Annotated in this window: 11 protein-coding genes; 6 read left to right on the top strand and 5 right to left on the bottom strand. The window is 73.1% G+C overall.

The window, feature by feature from the left end; genetic code table 11:
• Nucleotides 1–26 precede the first annotated feature (26 nt).
• The 3 genes from ppc to AC559T_RS30645 form a co-directional block, all read right to left on the bottom strand.
• A complete protein-coding gene (ppc, locus tag AC559T_RS30655; protein ID WP_498870916.1) occupies nucleotides 27–2,960 on the bottom strand; it encodes a phosphoenolpyruvate carboxylase in 2,934 nt (977 codons plus the stop codon).
• A gap of 258 nt (nucleotides 2,961–3,218) precedes the next feature.
• On the bottom strand, nucleotides 3,219–4,376 hold the full coding sequence (locus tag AC559T_RS30650) for a M56 family metallopeptidase (protein ID WP_498870915.1): 1,158 nt from the start codon (nucleotides 4,374–4,376) through the stop codon (nucleotides 3,219–3,221).
• A gap of 13 nt (nucleotides 4,377–4,389) precedes the next feature.
• The gene (locus AC559T_RS30645) at nucleotides 4,390–5,037 is read right to left on the bottom strand and encodes a BlaI/MecI/CopY family transcriptional regulator (protein WP_498870914.1); all 648 of its coding nucleotides are present in this window, start codon (nucleotides 5,035–5,037) and stop codon (nucleotides 4,390–4,392) included.
• 155 nt (nucleotides 5,038–5,192) lie between these two features.
• Here AC559T_RS30645 and AC559T_RS30640 point away from each other — a divergent pair, with 155 nt between their 5' ends.
• The 6 genes from AC559T_RS30640 to AC559T_RS30615 all read left to right on the top strand — a co-directional run bounded on the left by AC559T_RS30640 (nucleotide 5,193) and on the right by AC559T_RS30615 (nucleotide 12,304).
• Complete coding sequence (locus AC559T_RS30640) at nucleotides 5,193–6,758, top strand: cytochrome ubiquinol oxidase subunit I (protein ID WP_071059810.1); 1,566 nt, start codon at nucleotides 5,193–5,195, stop codon at nucleotides 6,756–6,758.
• Nucleotides 6,755–7,747, top strand: a complete 993-nt coding sequence (locus tag AC559T_RS30635) for a cytochrome d ubiquinol oxidase subunit II (RefSeq protein WP_071059709.1) — start codon at nucleotides 6,755–6,757, stop codon at nucleotides 7,745–7,747. Before AC559T_RS30640 ends, AC559T_RS30635 begins: the two co-directional genes overlap by 4 nt.
• Before the next feature lie 82 nt (nucleotides 7,748–7,829).
• The gene (locus AC559T_RS30630; protein WP_498870913.1) at nucleotides 7,830–8,693 is read left to right on the top strand and encodes a CPBP family intramembrane glutamic endopeptidase; all 864 of its coding nucleotides are present in this window, start codon (nucleotides 7,830–7,832) and stop codon (nucleotides 8,691–8,693) included.
• A gap of 255 nt (nucleotides 8,694–8,948) precedes the next feature.
• Nucleotides 8,949–10,487, top strand: a complete 1,539-nt coding sequence (locus AC559T_RS30625) for a CYTH and CHAD domain-containing protein (protein ID WP_071059708.1) — start codon at nucleotides 8,949–8,951, stop codon at nucleotides 10,485–10,487.
• Nucleotides 10,488–10,739: 252 nt separating this feature from the next.
• A complete protein-coding gene (locus tag AC559T_RS30620; protein WP_020463984.1) occupies nucleotides 10,740–11,789 on the top strand; it encodes an aldo/keto reductase in 1,050 nt (349 codons plus the stop codon).
• A 311-nt stretch (nucleotides 11,790–12,100) separates the two neighbouring features.
• Nucleotides 12,101–12,304, top strand: a complete 204-nt coding sequence (locus tag AC559T_RS30615) for a cold-shock protein (RefSeq protein WP_009740954.1) — start codon at nucleotides 12,101–12,103, stop codon at nucleotides 12,302–12,304.
• A 463-nt stretch (nucleotides 12,305–12,767) separates the two neighbouring features.
• On the opposite strand, the gene AC559T_RS30610 is transcribed toward AC559T_RS30615, so the two are convergent.
• Together AC559T_RS30610 and AC559T_RS30605 are read right to left on the bottom strand one after the other, a co-directional pair.
• Complete coding sequence (locus AC559T_RS30610) at nucleotides 12,768–13,829, bottom strand: aspartate-semialdehyde dehydrogenase (RefSeq protein WP_112106420.1); 1,062 nt, start codon at nucleotides 13,827–13,829, stop codon at nucleotides 12,768–12,770.
• 17 nt (nucleotides 13,830–13,846) lie between these two features.
• The coding region (locus AC559T_RS30605) for an aspartate kinase (RefSeq protein ID WP_498870912.1) at nucleotides 13,847–15,141 on the bottom strand (1,295 nt) is incomplete at its 5' end.

The raw sequence follows: 15,141 nt of genomic DNA, 5'->3' as shown, positions 1-15,141 counted from the left end.
CCGGCCCTGCGCCCGCGCTCTGACGATCAGCCCGTGTTGCGGAGGCCGGCGGCTATTCCGTTGATGGTCAGCAGCAGGCCGCGGCGAAGCTGAGGGTCGGCGGTGTCACCGGCCGCCCTGGTGCGGGCCAGCAGGGAGACCTGCAACGCGTGCAGCGGGGCCAGGTAGGCGTCCCGGACCAGCAGCGTGTGGCGCAGCACCGGCGCGGTCTCGAGCAGGCCGGCCTGCCCGGTGACGGCCAGCACCTCCCGCACCGTCCGCGCGTGCTCGTCCCGGATGACGTCGAACAGCGCGGCCGTGGCCGGGTCGACCAGCGCCGAGACGTAGCGCTGGGCGATCGCGAGGTCCGACTTCGCCAGGGTCATCTGGACGTTGCCGAGGAACGTCCGGAAGAAATGCCACGAGCGGTACATCTCGGCCAGCTCCCCGCCCGCGCCGGCCTCGCGCGCCGCCGCCAGCCCGGAGCCGACCCCGAACCAGCCGGGCAGGATGATCCGGGTCTGCGTCCAGCCGAACACCCAGGGGATGGCCCGCAGGTCCGCCAGCCCTCCGGAGCCGCCGGGCCGCCGCGAGGGGCGGGAGCCGATGTTGAGGTTGCCGAGCTCCTCCACCGGCGTCGCCGCCAGGAAGAACGGAACCAGGGCCGGGTCGGCGACGAGGGAGCGGTAGGCGTCCTTCGCCGCGTCCGTGACCGCCGTCATGGTCCCGTTCCAGCCGGCGAGCGCCTGTTCGGTGAACCGGGAGGTGCGGTGCAGGACGGACGCCTCCACCACCGCCGACAGGGTGATCTCCAGGTTCTGCCGGGCCAGCTGCGGCAGGGTGTACTTGTCCGAGATCACCTCGCCCTGTTCGGTGACCTTGATCGGCCCGTCCAGGGTGCCGAACGGCTGGGCGAGGATCGCCTCGCCGGAGGGGCCGCCGCCGCGGCCGACCGATCCGCCGCGGCCGTGGAAGAGCCGCAGCACGACCCCGTGGGCGCGGGCGGTGTCCCGCAGCTCACGCTGCGCCTTGTGGATCTCCCACTGGGACGCGGTGATGCCGGCGTCCTTGGACGAGTCCGAGTAGCCGAGCATGACCTCCTGGACGTCACCGCGTGCCGCGACCAGCGCCCGGTAGGACGGGTCGGCGAGCAGCCGGTCGAGCAGCGTCCCCGCGGCGCGCAGCTCGGCGACGGTCTCGAACAGCGGCACGAACCCGATCCGCGCCCACGCGACCGCCGGCACCGCGGGCCCGTGACGTTCCGTGCCGCTGGACGTCCCCGGTGGCCGGCCGAGGCCGACCAGGCCGGCCTCGCGGGCGAGCACGGCGACGGCCAGGATGTCGTCGGCGTCGCGGGTCATCGAGACGATGTAGCTCTCGATGACGCCGTCGCCGTACTGGTCCAGCGCGTGGCGCACCGTGGTGAGCAGTTCGAGGGTGCGCGCCACCCGCTCGGGCAGCCGCGGCGGGACGGCACCGAGCAGCGGCCGGCGCCCCGCCAGCTCGGCCGACAGCAGTGCGAGCCGGGCCGGCCGGTCCAGGTCGCGGTAGGGGACGTCCAGCTCGGCAAGCTGGTCGTAGATCGCGCCGAGGGCGGCGTGGTGGGCGTCGGCGTGCTCGCGGATGTCGAGGGTGGCCAGGGAGAGGCCGACGGCGCTCGCCGTCCGGATCGCGCGCCGTAGCGGCCCGTTCGCGACGAGCTCGCCGTGGCTCGCGGCGAGAGAGACCCGCATGAGCTCCAGCTCGTCCACCAGGTCGGTGGGCCGCAGGTAGTCCTTGCCCGGGACGTGCGGTGCGCCGGCGGCCAGCCGGGCGCGGGTGCCGGCCAGCCGCGCCAGGATGTAGCTGCACTTGAGCCGGTACGGCTCCTCGGCGTTGAGCCGGATGAAGCGGTCGTACACCTCGGGCAGCGCGGCGCGGTCCGCGGCCAGCGCGGCGAGCAGGTCGCCGCTGACCTCCCCGACCACCCGGGTGGACGCCGTCAGTTCACGGACCAGCCGGTCGACGAGGGCGGTGAGCGCCCGGATGCCGAACTCGTACTGGAGGTTGAGGACCTCCAGTGTGACCTCCGGCGTGACGTTCGGATTCCCGTCCCGGTCGCCGCCGGCCCAGGAGCCGAAGGCCAGCGGACGGGCGGCCACCGGCAGCTCGACCCCGATCCGGGCGAACGCGGTGTCGAGCTCCTCCAGCAGGTCGGGCAGGACCTCGGTGGCGATCGAGGTGAGGTAGTACGCGGCCGAGCGTGCCTCGTCCGCCGGCTTCGGCCGCTCCACCCGCAGCTCGTCGGTCTGCCAGAGGACGTCCACCAGCTCGGCGAGACGACGGGCCAGCCGCTCGTCGTCGGCGCCGGGGCGGCGCGGGTCGTCGGTGGCGTCGAGCAGGTCGGCGATGCCGCGCAGCGTCTCCAGGACGGAACGGCGGCTGGCCTCGGTGGGGTGCGCGGTGAAGACCGGGCGCAGCTGCAGGCGCCGCATGACCTCGGCCGGAAGGCCCGGGTCGACGGCCCCCTCGTCCACCGCTTCGGCGATGCGGTCGGCGAGGTCGCGCAGCCGGCTGCGCGGGCGGTCGGAGATCTCCCGCGCCCGGTGCAGCTGCTCGGTGATGTTCGCGAGCTGGAAGTAGGCGGTGAACGCGCGGGCGAGCAGGATCGCCTGCCGCGCGTCGACGCCGTCGAGGACGGCGGCGAGCTCGGTGCCGCCGTCCTCGCCGCGGGCGAGCATGCGGACCCGTTCGACCAGCGCGAGCAGTTCCGGGCCCTCGTGGCGGGTGAGGGCCTCGCCGAGCAGCGCGCCGAGGCGGCGCACGCCGGCGCGGACGGCCGCGTGGCGCGCGTCGGAGGACACGCCGCCGGAGAAGCCGCCCGGGTCCTGGGCCTGCTGGTCCGGACGCCCGTCCGCCGGGTTGCCGGTGCTCGCCGGGTTGTTGCTGCTCTCCGGGCTCTCGGTGCTCGCCGTCCCGGGGATGCCAGGTGTGGTGGTCACGCCGCCGTCTCCGATGGGTTGATGTCGCGGAAGAGCTCTCCGTGACAGCGATCAGGTGAGGACGTGTCTGCGGGGCAGGTGCGGGTGCGGGCTCTGCAGGTGCGGGTGCGGGCTCGCTGTCCGGATCCGGCGACGGCGGTGTCGCCGCGCCGGCGAGCGGGCTGTTGCCCTGCCGACGCACATGTCCAGTCTGCCGACTGTGTGCGCTTCTGTGGTACCCGGGTTGCCGGAAAGCTCAGGTGAACGGAAAGCTCAGGTTCAGGTGAGGAGCAGGATCACCGGGGTGAGGAACACCACGGCGGCGGTGAGGTAGGCGGTCCCGGGCAGCCAGATCGGGACGGCCGGCGGGTCGAGCAGCCGGGCGATCCGGGCGACGACCGGCGTCCGCACGCCCGCGTTGCGCGCCGGGTCGGTGCGGTCCGTGGCCACCGCGGCGGCGACGGCCGCCAGCCGACCCACGCCGGCGACTCCGAGCACGGCGGGTGACTCCGGCGGGCTCACCGGTCCGGAGCCGGCCGGTCCGGAGTCCGCCGGTCCGACCGGGCCCGTCGCGCTCAGCGTCCCGGCGGGCACCGGTGCGCGGGTGACGCCGAGGCGGGCGAGTGCCCGGGCCAGGGTCCGCCCGCAGGTGCGCCGGGCGGCGGCGTCGTCCGCGAGCATCTCGACCAGCAGCGAGACGGCGGCCGTCGCCTCACGGGCCGGGCGCAGGAAGGGGAAGGTGCGCTCCCAGGCGACGAACGGTTGGATGACCAGGTCGTGCCGGCCGCTGACGTGTGCTTCTTCGTGCGCGAGGACGGCGTCCAGTTCCTCGGGGGTCAGCGTCCGCAGCAGGCCGGCGGAGACGACGACCCGTGCATGGCGCACTCCGGGGACGCAGTAGGCGACGGCGACGGGATGGTCCAGGATCCGCAGCCGGGTGCCGGCCCTGTCCCGGTGCTCGCACAGGCGGCACCCGGTGCCGTGCTCCCCGTGCTCACCGGAGCTGCCGGGGTCACCGGGGTCGTGCCCGCGGTGCCGGTGCCGGTGGCCGGCGAGGTCGACGAGGTGCCGGTGCCGGTGGCGCTCGCGCAGAGTCGCCGCCGTCGACATGGCCAGCACGCCGAACAGGCGTGCCGCCAGCGCCGCCGCGATGGCCAGCCCGACGAGGTTCGTCCGCCCGAGCCCGACCAGCGGCTCACCGGCGAGAAGGTTGGAGGCGTGGTCGGCGAGTGCCGACGGGATGCCCTGCGACAGCGGGGCCACAGTGAAGGCCGCGGCGGCCAGCAGGGCCGACACCCCACCCGCGAGGCCTATCGCCTGCCACAGCACGATCGCCGCCCGCGGGCAGCGGTGCGGCCACCGCGCGGCGGCCAGCAGGCGCGGAACCGGCCAGGCCAGCGCGCCCGCGAACAGGGCGAGAAGGGCCGCGGTCGTCATGTCCCGGCAGACGCTACCGCTCGTCCACCGGGAGGTGCACCGGTCGCGGCTCGGCCGTGACTGACGATTCTTCGGACATGCTGGCCACGGTGGCCGCCGCGGTGCTGTCCGTGACGTCGGCGACGTCCGCCAGCCCCCCGACGGTGGTCGTGGCCGGACCGCCCGCCTCGCCGGGAGCGCCCGGCCCACCGCCCGTGCCCTCGGTGCCGACGCCCTCGGCGCTGATGCCCTCGGAGCCGCTGCCTGCGCCGCTGTCACTCACGGCGCCGCCCGGCCCGGACGCGGTGGCGGTCCCGTCGGTCGCCGCGTCGCCGGCCGGCTCGAGCGCGCGGCGCAGGATCTCGGCCTCCTCCGCGGAGACCGAGCCGACGAAGCGGACGAGCGCGGAACCCCGGTCGTCGGCGGTGCCCAGGGCCTCCAGCATCGCCTCGGCGACGACGGTCTCGCGGCTGTCGGTCGCCGCGTAGCGGTGGGCACGGGCGGCCCGCTGGCGCCGGACGAAGCCCTTGCGCTCCAGCCGCTCCAGCACCGTCAGCACGGTGGTGTAGGCGAGGTCGCGCTCGTGGTGCAGGCGGGCCGCCACGTCGCGTGCTGTCAGCCAGTCGTCGGCCGACCACAGGACGTCCATGACAGACCGTTCCAGGTCACCCAGGCGTGCCATGGGACCGATCCTACGCCGCGTAGAAGTTCTTGCCCGGAACTTCGTCGAGCCCGGTCGATCTCACAACGAAAAAATCTTCTACCGAACGTAGAATCTTCTACGTAATGTAGAAGAATGCGACGGGCGTGCTGCCGCCCACGGTGGAGGAGGTCCAGATGGTCCATGCCGCCGAAGTTCTCTCCCACGTCGCGGCTCTCGCCCAGGCCGCGGACCCGCCCCAGGCGAGCTCCGTGTCCACCAACCTGGCCCGGGCACAGACCGCGTTCTCGCTGGCGTTCCACATCTGCTTCGCGGTGTTCGGCGTCGGCATGCCATGGCTCCTGCTGTTCGTCGAGGGGCGCTGGGTCCGCACCCGCGACCCCGTCTGGCTCGCGCTGACCCGCAAGTGGTCCAGGGCCTTCGCGGTCATGTTCGCCGTCGGCGCCGTCTCCGGGACGGCGCTGTCCTTCGAGTTCGGCCTGCTGTGGCCGGCCTTCATGGCCCGGTACGGCGGGGTGCTGGGACTGTCGTTCACGCTGGAGGGCTTCGCGTTCTTCGCCGAGGCGATCTTCATCGGCATGTACCTGTACGGCTGGAAGCGCCTGTCGGCCCGGGCGCACTGGCTCACGCTGTGGCCGATCGCCATCGCCGGCACGTTCTCGACTCTCTTCATCATCACGGCGAACGCCTGGATGAACACCCCCGGCCACGTCACAGAGGTCGACGGCAAGGTCGTGTCGGCAGAGCCGTTCGCCCCGTTCCTGGCCGCCACCGCGCCGCATCAGCTCATCCACATGCTGCTGGCCGCGCTGATGTGCACCGGCGGCATCGTCGCCGGCGTGTACGCCGTCGGCATGCTGCGCGGCCGGCGCGACGCGTATCACCAGCGGGGACTGCGCGTCGGTCTGGCCGTCCTGCTCGTCTGTGCCCCCCTGCAGCTGATCGTCGGTGACTGGGCCGCCCGGGTGGTCGGCAACGAGCAGCCGATCAAGCTCGCCGCGATGGAGGGGCTCGGGCACACCCGCACGCACGCCCCGCTGACCATCGGCGGGATCTACGACGAGCAGACCGGCGAGGTCCGGCACGGCATCGAGGTCCCCGACCTGCTGTCGCTCATGCAGGGGCTCAGCGCCGATCACGAGATCACCGGCCTGACCGCCGTCCCGCCCGAGGAGCGGCCGAACGCCGTGCTGGTGCACTCGGCCTTCAACGTGATGGTCGGCCTCGGGATGGCCCTGATCGCGTTGTCGCTGGTCACCGGGGTCGTCGTCCTGCGCCGGCGGCGGCGCGGCGAGCGCCCGCTGCTGCCCACCGGAAGACCGTGGCTCTGGGCGGCCGCGGCCTCGGGACCGGCGTCCATGCTGGCGATGCTCGCCGGCTGGGAGGTCACCGAGGGCGGCCGCCAGCCCTGGATCGTCTACGGCCGGATGCGGGTGGACGAGGCCGTGACCAGCAGTTCGGGCATGCCGGCGATCTTCACCGGCACGATCCTGCTCTACCTCGGCCTCGCGACGGCGCTCATCCTCATCCTGCGCCGGATGGCGACGGGTGGCCCTGAGCTGGCCGCCACCGTGGGGGAGACCTCCACGACTCCGGACATCCCGGACGCGCGTCCCGCTCCCGCCTCTCCCGACACTCCCGCGAGGGTCCGCGGTGACGGCGACGGTGGCGACGGGCCCGGGACGTCCGCGCCCACCACGCCGCGAACCGATCCGTCCAGCAGTGAAGGGGACGCCCGATGACCGCCGCCGACCTGCTCGCCGTCGTGATGGTGATCGGGCTGACCGCCTACGCCCTCACCGGGGGCGCCGACTTCGGCGGCGGGGTCTGGGACCTGCTCGCCCGCGGCCGGGACGCGGCCGACCAGCGCCGGCTCGTCTCCGCCGCGCTCGGCCCGGTCTGGGAGGCCAACCACGTCTGGCTGATCTTCGTGATCGTCATGATGTTCAGCGGCTTCCCGGCCGCGTTCGGCATCGTCGGGTCGACGCTGGAGATACCGCTCATCTGCGCGCTGGCCGGGATCGTCCTGCGCGGGGCCGCGTACGTGTACCGCGCCTACGGCGCCGGCGCGGCCGGGCCGGACCACTGGTGGGGCCACGTGTTCGCGATCTCGTCCGCGATCACCCCGGTCGCGCTCGGGGTGTGCGGCGCCGCGCTGGCCACCGGTGATGTCACCGAGGGCGACGCGCTCGCCCCGGTGACCAGTGCCTTCGGGATCGTCTGCGGCGTCTTCACCCTCGCCGTGACGGCCTTCCTGGCCGCGGTGTACCTGTGCCGGGACGCGGCGTCGAGCCCGGAGACCGAGCACCTGGTGCCCGGGTTCCGCCGCCGCGCGCTCGGCGGGGCCGTCGTCTCGGGGCTGCTCGCCGCGGCGCTGCTGCCGCTGCTGTGGTCGGAGGCACCTGTCGTGGCGGAGCGGTTCGCCGAGCGGTCCGTGCCCTTTGTCGTGATCTCGGCCCTCGGTGGGATCGCGTCGCTGGTCGCGCTGTGGCAGCACCGCTTCACCGCGGCCCGCATCACGGCGGGGGCAGCGGTGGCCGGCGTGCTCTGGGGGTGGGCGGCCGCCCAGTACCCGGATCTGGTCGTCGGCCGCGCGACGGTCGACTCCGCCGCCGCGCCCGAGGCCAACATCGTGGCGATGCTGATCGCGGTCGCCTGCGGGCTGGTGGTCCTCATCCCATCGCTGTGGATGCTGTTCCGCCTGTTCGCGAACCCCGAAGTCAAGTCCTGACCGGCGCGGCCGGCCGGCGCGCGGAGGTGTGCGCCGGCCGGCCGGCACCAGGCGTCCCGCCGCCCGCGACTACCGTCGACGGGTGACGAGGGCCAGCATCGGCAGCGGCCGGGCCAGCGATTCCGACGGGCCAGCGGGCCCCACCGCCGGCACCGCCGGCACCACCACCGGCACCGCCGGCGGCGAGCCGCTGGGTCGGCGGTCGCTGCGCACCGAGGTCCTGCTCGTCCTCGGGGTGTCCTTCGGTGCCTCCGGCCTGTTCGCGCTCATCCGCTACCTCGGGGTGCTGACCGCGCAGCAGCCGGTCCGCTCGCAGGTCGCGCGGCTCAACTCGTCCGCAGCGCCGGGGCGCCCCTGGCTCGATCTCGCGCTGCAGGCCGCCTCTCTCACGACCGCGCTGGTACCGGTGTTTCTCGTCGTCCACCTGCTGGGCCGCCACGGCGGCGGGCCCGCGGTGATCGGCCTGGACCGGCGCCGTCCCCGCTCGGACGCCCTCCGTGGCGCGGCGCTGGCGGCGGCGGTCGGGGGCACCGGTCTCGCCTTCTACCTGGTCGCCTGGCACAGCGGCGCCAATCTGACTGTCGCGCCGTCCAACCTGCCGGACGTCTGGTGGCGGATCCCGGTCCTCGTCGCCTCGGCGGCCCAGAACGGTCTGGCCGAGGAGGTGGTGGTCGCCGGGTACCTGCTGGTGCGTCTGCGTGAGCTCGGGTGGGGCGACAACCGCGCGCTCGCCGCCAGCGCGTTGCTGCGCGGCTCCTACCACCTCTACCAGGGGCTGGGGGGATTCGCCGGCAATGTCGCGATGGGGCTGCTGTTCGGCCGGATCTTCCAGCGGACCGGCCGGGTGCTACCGCTCGTCGTAGCACACACACTCATCGACACGGTCGCGTTCGTGGGGTATGTGACGCTGGCCGGAAGGGTGTCGTGGATACCCGTTCCGCGCTAACGTTCCGCGCTAAGGTTAACAAAAGGCAAACAACGATCGTCCTTTTGGGTGCGAGCTGGGCACGCACCGTAACGGCCCCCGGTACCCCGGGCCGCTTGGTCGACGCCCGAACGGCGGACCAACACCATGCCACGCCACGGGCGGGGCGGTCGGGTAGCGCCGACCGGTCGCGAGGGCCAGCGGCCGCGGGTGGCGGTGCGGATCCGCCGGGGTCGCGGGCGCTTGCGGGCACTGAGGGCGCGGAAAGGAGCGGGCGTGGGCTCTTCGCGGGAGATCGAGCGGAAGTACTCCGTCGACCAGAGCTTTGTACTTCCCCGGCTGACGCAGGTGGACGGGGTCGCGACCGCCCGCACCCGCCGCACCGTCACCCTGGAGGCCGTCTACTACGACTCCGACGACCTGCGGCTGGCCCGCAACCGCATCACCCTGCGCCGCCGGACGGGCGGGGACGACGCCGGCTGGCACCTGAAGCTCCCCGTGGCCCCAGGGGTGCGTGACGAGATCCACCGCCCACTCGGCTCCCACGATCCGGTTCCCGCCGATCTTGTCGACCTCGCCACCGTGCACCTGCGCGGGGCGGAGCTGCGCCCGGTCGCCCGCCTGGTGACGCTGCGCACCGCCCGCCGCCTGCGCGACAAGGCGGGCTGCGACCTGGCGGAGGTCGTCGACGACCAGGTGACGGCCCAGACGCTCGGCGCGACCACGGTCGTGCAGAAGTGGCGGGAGATCGAGGTCGAGCTGGGCTCCGGTGACCCGGGCGTGCTCGACGCCGTCGAGGCCGTGCTGACCGCCGCCGGCGCCGAGCTGTCGGCCTCGGCGTCGAAGCTGGCCCAGGTGCTCGGCCCGGCGCTGAGCGGCGCGCCCGGCCCGGACGTGCCGCGCGCCGCGGCGAAGCTGCGCCGGCGGACCCCGGCCGGCGAGGTCGTCCGCGCCTACCTGATCGCGCAGGTCGAGGCGCTGCTCGCCACCGACCCGCGGGTGCGCCTGGACGCGCCCGACGCGGTGCACCGGATGCGGGTGGCCTGCCGGCGGACCCGCAGCACCCTGCGGACCTTCGCACCCTTCTTCCCCGCGGAGCTGGTCGCGCACCTCGACGTCGAGCTGCGCGACCTGGCCGGGGCGCTGTCCGCCGCGCGCGACGCCGAGGTACAGATCGACTACTTCACGGGCCGGCTCGAGGACCTGCCCGCCGACCTGCTGCGCGGGGACGTCGTGGGCGCGATCTCGGCCCGGCTCGCGGCCGACCAGACGGCTGCCCGGGCCCAGGCACTGGAGATGCTGCGCAGCGAGCGTTATCTGACCCTCGTGGAGGATCTGCTCGCGCTCGTCAACGGCCCGTTCGTCGGGCGTTCGGGCAAGCCCGCGGAGAAGGTGCTGCCCGGTCTCCTGCACGACGCCGACCGGCGGCTGAGCCGCAAGGTCGGCCGCGCCGCCCCCCTGCCGGTGGGTGCCGAACGCGACGAGCTCCTGCACTCCGCGCGCAAGCAGGCGAAGCGGCTGCGGTACGCGGCCGAGGTGGTCGGTCCGGTGTACGGCCCGCCCGCGGCCGCGTTCGCCCGGCTCGCCGAGTCGATGCAGGAGCTGCTCGGCACCCACCAGGACGCGACGATCGCCCGCGGCCTGCTGCGAGACTGGGGGGTCGAGGCGCAGACAGCCGGCGAGCCGACCGCTTACACCCTGGGCGTACTGCTCGGGTTGGAGGAGTGCCGCGCCCGCACCGCCGAACGGGACTTCTTCGACCTGTGGCCGGACGCGTCGGCGCGCCGGCACCGGCGCTGGTTCGTCCGCCGCTGACCCGTCCGGGGCCGGCCCGGCCCCGTCCGTGCCGGCCGGGCGCGTGTGATGTTGGTCGCACATGTTGCGCAGAGTGGCGGTATGGTGCCGTCCGAGTGGGCGGCGGGGGCCCGGATCGGGCAGCATCGGGGCGGTACGGCACTGGTCGGTCCCGGTTAGCCCCGGCTCCGCGCCAGCACAGCCCTGCGCCAGCACAGCCGGCGCCAGCAGGGCCCCGTGCCAAGCAGATCCCCGCACCGTGAGGAGACGCCGATGACCGCGCCAGCGACCCTGCGCACCACCCGACTGGGCCTGACCGACATGTCGATCACTCGGGTCGGGTTCGGAGCCTGGGCCATCGGCGGGGCGGACTGGGCGTTCGGCTGGGGGCGCCAGGACGACGACGAGGCGGTCGAGGCCATCCGGGCCGCGGTGCGGTCCGGGGTGAACTGGGTCGACACCGCCGCGGTCTACGGCCTCGGGCACTCCGAGGAGCTCGTCGGCCGGGCGCTGGCCGGCATCCCCGCCGAGCAACGTCCCTACGTGTTCACCAAGTGCGGCCTGGTCTGGGACGAGAGCGACCCGACGCGGCCCCCCCTGCGGGTCGGGGCGCCCGCCTCGATCCGCGCCGAGGTGGACGCGTCGCTGCGCCGGCTCGGGGTGGAGCGCATCGACCTCTACCAGCTCCACTGGCCGCCGCAGGACGGGACCCCGATCGCCGAGGTCGTCGGCGCCCTGCACGAGCTCCGCGCCGCGGGCAAGATCCGCGCGGTCGGGGCGTCGAACTTCTCGGTCGCCCAGTTGGAGGCGGCGGCGACGGCGGGCGGTGTCGACGTCCTGCAGCCGCCGTTCTCTCTGGTCAACCGGCTGGCAGCCGCCGACCTGCTGCCGTACTGCGCCATGCGTGACATCGGTGTGATCGTCTACAGCCCGATGCAGTCCGGGCTGCTGACGGGCGGGTGGTCGGTGCAGCGCACCCGCGCGCTCGCCGAGGACGACTGGCGGCGGACGGCGGCGGAGTTCAACCCACCGGCCCTCGAGCGCAACCTGGCCCTGGTCGATGTGCTGCGTCCGATAGCGGCCCGGCACGGCACGACGGTGGCCGCGGTGGCCGTCGCCTGGACGCTGGCCTTCGACGGGGTGACCGCCGCGATCGTCGGGGCCCGGCGCCCGGACCAGATCGACGCCTGGCTGCCCGCGGGCGGAGCGGTGGTCCTGACCGACCTCGACCTGGACGAGATCGGCGTCGCGGTCGAACGTCTCGATGTGGGTGCGGGGCCGTCTCGGCAGGGCCCCGCGCTGCCTGGCAGCGCCCTCGTGTGAGGACTCACAGCGTTCCTCCGGTCATCTGGAGAGGGTGTTGGGGGTGCGCGGTGGCTTCGGTGGAGTGGTCCGTGGCGCACGGGCGTGACGAAGTCGATGTTCGTAATGTCGAGCCGTGAAGTGGACTTCTTCTGCCGGAGGTCTCCCGTCAGAGGCTGCGTGCGTGTAGCGTCAGGCGTGGCCAGAGTTCGCCAGTTCGTGCCTCAACCGAGACACGGCGGAACAACGCGGCGGCGAATCGTATCGCTGTCACGTTCGGCCCGGGGCCCGCGCGGTGCGGGTCCTGACTGCACCAGCAGGGAGAACGGCACGTGGCTCAGGGCACGGTGAAGTGGTTCAACTCGGAGAAGGGCTTCGGCTTCATCTCCGTGGACGGCGGCGGGTCTGACGTCTTCGTCCACTACAGCGCAATCCAGATGGACGGCTACAAGGCACTCGAGGAGGGCCAGCGGGTCGAGTTCCAGGTGACCCAGGGCCAGAAGGGCCCGCAGGCCGACGCCGTCCGCGTCGTCTGAGCCACGAGTAGCAGTAGAACCAGGTTTGGTCAGCCCGCCTGTCGGACGTCTCCGACGGGCGGGCTGACCGTTTTTCGGCGGGATCCACGGGTCTTGCGGATCTGTTCCGATCTGTTCGGGGGCGTCTTATCTGCGCCCTCGTCTGGACCCGGACAGACCACGGAACGAACATGCTTCGCTTCTGAACCGGTTCGCTTCTGAACTGGTCACATGCAGCGGCTGAACCGTGCGGGGTCTTAACGAATGGCCGACGCCGATCGTTCCAATGTCCGAGGACAGCTTTGCCGATGTTTCGGGAAGCGTCTGTTGGATTACTCGTATCCGTAAAAGCTTCCGCGTGGAATGCGTGAGGGCGCAAATATCGCGCCGCGGCGAGAGTCGCGCGATGCTCAGTGTTGCGAGAGGTTCACGCCCCGCGTCGATACCCGCGTCCACGCAGGTCTCGAATCGATCTCCCTCGGCGTCAGTCGGCCGCGAGCAGCTCCGCGATCTGCAGCGTGTTGAGCGCGGCGCCCTTGCGCAGGTTGTCCCCGCACACGAACAACGCGACCTCGTGCGGATCGTCGGGCGACTGACGGATCCGCCCGACCCAGGTCGGGTCGGTGCCCACCACATCCGCCGGCGTCGGGAACTCGCCCGCGGCGGGATCGTCGAGCACGGCCACGCCCGGCGCTGACGCCAGGACGTCCCGCGCCTGCTCGGCCGTGACCGGCCGCACGAACCGGGCGTGCACCGCCACCGCGTGCGTCGTGACCACGGGCACGCGCACACAGGTCGCCGAGACGCGCAGCCCGGGCATGCCGAGGATCTTCCGTGACTCGTTGCGGATCTTGAGTTCCTCCGACGACCAGCCGCCGTCCCTGAGCGAGCCGGCCCAGGGCACCACGTTCAGCGCCAGCGGCGCGGGGAACGGGCCGAGGCCCTCCTCACCGACGGCCTTGCGCACGTCGCCGGCGTTCTGCCCCAGCTCGCTGGTGCCCCCGACCAGGGCGAGCTGCGCGTAGAGGGTGTCGATGCCGAACTGGCCGGCCCCGCTCGCGGCCTGGTAGGACGTCGCGAAGAGCGACTCGAGGCCGAAGGCCCGGTGCAGCGCGCCGACTGCGACGATCATCGACAGGGTGGTGCAGTTCGGGTTCGCGATGATGCCGCGCGGGCGGTCCGCCACCGCCGCGGCGTTCACCTCGGGCACGACCAGGGGAACATCCGGATCCATCCGGAAGGCGCCGGAGTTGTCCACCGCGATCGCGCCCCGGGCGGCGGCGACCGGCGCCCACTCGGCCGAGATCTCGTCCGGCACGTCGAAGACCGCGATGTCGACGCCGTCGAACACCTCCGGCGACAGGGCCCGCACGGTGACGTCCTCGTCGCGGACCCGCAGCGTGCGCCCGGCCGAGCGGGCGGAGGCCACCAGTCTGATCTCACCCCAGACGTCGGGGCGCTCGGTCAGCAGCGCGAGCATCACCGTGCCCACCGCGCCGGTCGCGCCGACCACGGCCAGCGTCGGCCGCCGGGACGTCCCACCCATGCCCTGACTCCGCTTGCTCATCGACCGGTTCCCGCGTACACCACGGCGGACTCGTCCGGGTTGCCCAGCTCGAAGGCGGCGTGCACGGCGCGTACGGCCACCGGGAGGTCGGTGTCCCGCACGACCACCGAGATCCTGATCTCGGACGTCGAGATGATCTCGACGTTGACGCCGGAGTCGGCGAGGGCGCCGAAGAACCGGGCGGACACCCCGGGGTGGGACTTCATCCCGGCGCCGATCAGGGACAGCTTGCCGATGTGGTCGTCGTAGAGGGTCCGCTCGAAGCCGATCTGGTCGCGGACCTTCTCCAGCGCGCCGAGCGCCGTCCGGCCGTCCGTCATCGGCAGGGTGAACGAGATGTCCGTCCGCCCGGAGCCGGCGACCGAGCCGACCTGGACGATCATGTCGAGGTTGACGTCCGCGTCAGCGACCGCGCGGAACACCGCCGCCGCCACCCCGGGCTTGTCCGGGCAGCCCTTGACTGTCACCTTCGCCTCGCTCGAGTCGTGCGCGACGCCGCGGATGATGGCCTGTTCCACGAGCTGTGCCTCCGGAGTCTCGGTGACCCATGTGCCCGGCTTCGACGAGAACGAGGAGCGGACATGCACGGGGACGGAGTAACGGCGGGCGTACTCGACGCACCGCAGCATGAGCACCTTCGCCCCGCAGGCCGCCATCTCCATCATCTCCTCGTAGGAGATCTTCTCGATGCGGCGTGCGTCGGGGACGATGCGCGGATCGGCGGTGAAGACGCCGTCCACGTCGGTGTAGATCTCGCAGGCGTCGGCGCCCAGCGCGGCGGCGAGCGCCACGGCGGTCGTGTCGGAACCGCCGCGCCCCAGCGTGGTGATGTCCTTCGTGTCCTGACTGACACCCTGGAAGCCGGCGACGATCGCGATCGCGCCCTCGTCCAGCGCGGTGCGGATGCGGCCCGGGGTGACGTCGATGATCCGGGCCCGGCCGTGCACCGAGTCGGTGATCACGCCGGCCTGCGAGCCGGTGAAGGAACGCGCCTCCGCGCCCAGCTTGGTGATCGCCATCGCGAGCAGCGCCATGGAGATCCGCTCGCCGGCGGTGAGCAGCATGTCCAACTCCCGCGCGGGCGGCAGCGGGCTCACCTGCTCGGCCAGATCGAGCAGATCGTCGGTGGTGTCGCCCATCGCGCTCACCACGACAACCACGTCGTTCCCGGCCCGGCGGGTCTGGACGATCCGGTCGGCCACCCGCTTGATGCGATCCGCGTCCGCGACCGAGGACCCGCCGAACTTCGCGACCAGGAGCGCCATGGCTGCCAGATTACCGAGACCAGGGG

It is taken from the genome of Frankia sp. Hr75.2, from assembly GCF_949319125.1.
Lineage (GTDB): Bacteria > Actinomycetota > Actinomycetes > Frankiales > Frankiaceae > Parafrankia > Parafrankia soli.
Note: the sequence above shows the minus strand (reverse complement) of the source record. Positions and strands in the feature narration are given on the sequence as shown.

Coding starts and splice junctions, on each gene's coding strand:
- AC559T_RS30650 (WP_498870915.1), bottom strand. CDS start 4,376: ATGACGACCGCGGCCCTTCTCGCCCTGTTCGCGGGCGCGCTGGCCTGG.
- AC559T_RS30645 (WP_498870914.1), bottom strand. CDS start 5,037: ATGGCACGCCTGGGTGACCTGGAACGGTCTGTCATGGACGTCCTGTGG.
- AC559T_RS30640 (WP_071059810.1), top strand. CDS start 5,193: ATGGTCCATGCCGCCGAAGTTCTCTCCCACGTCGCGGCTCTCGCCCAG.
- AC559T_RS30635 (WP_071059709.1), top strand. CDS start 6,755: ATGACCGCCGCCGACCTGCTCGCCGTCGTGATGGTGATCGGGCTGACC.
- AC559T_RS30620 (WP_020463984.1), top strand. CDS start 10,740: ATGACCGCGCCAGCGACCCTGCGCACCACCCGACTGGGCCTGACCGAC.
- AC559T_RS30610 (WP_112106420.1), bottom strand. CDS start 13,829: ATGGGTGGGACGTCCCGGCGGCCGACGCTGGCCGTGGTCGGCGCGACC.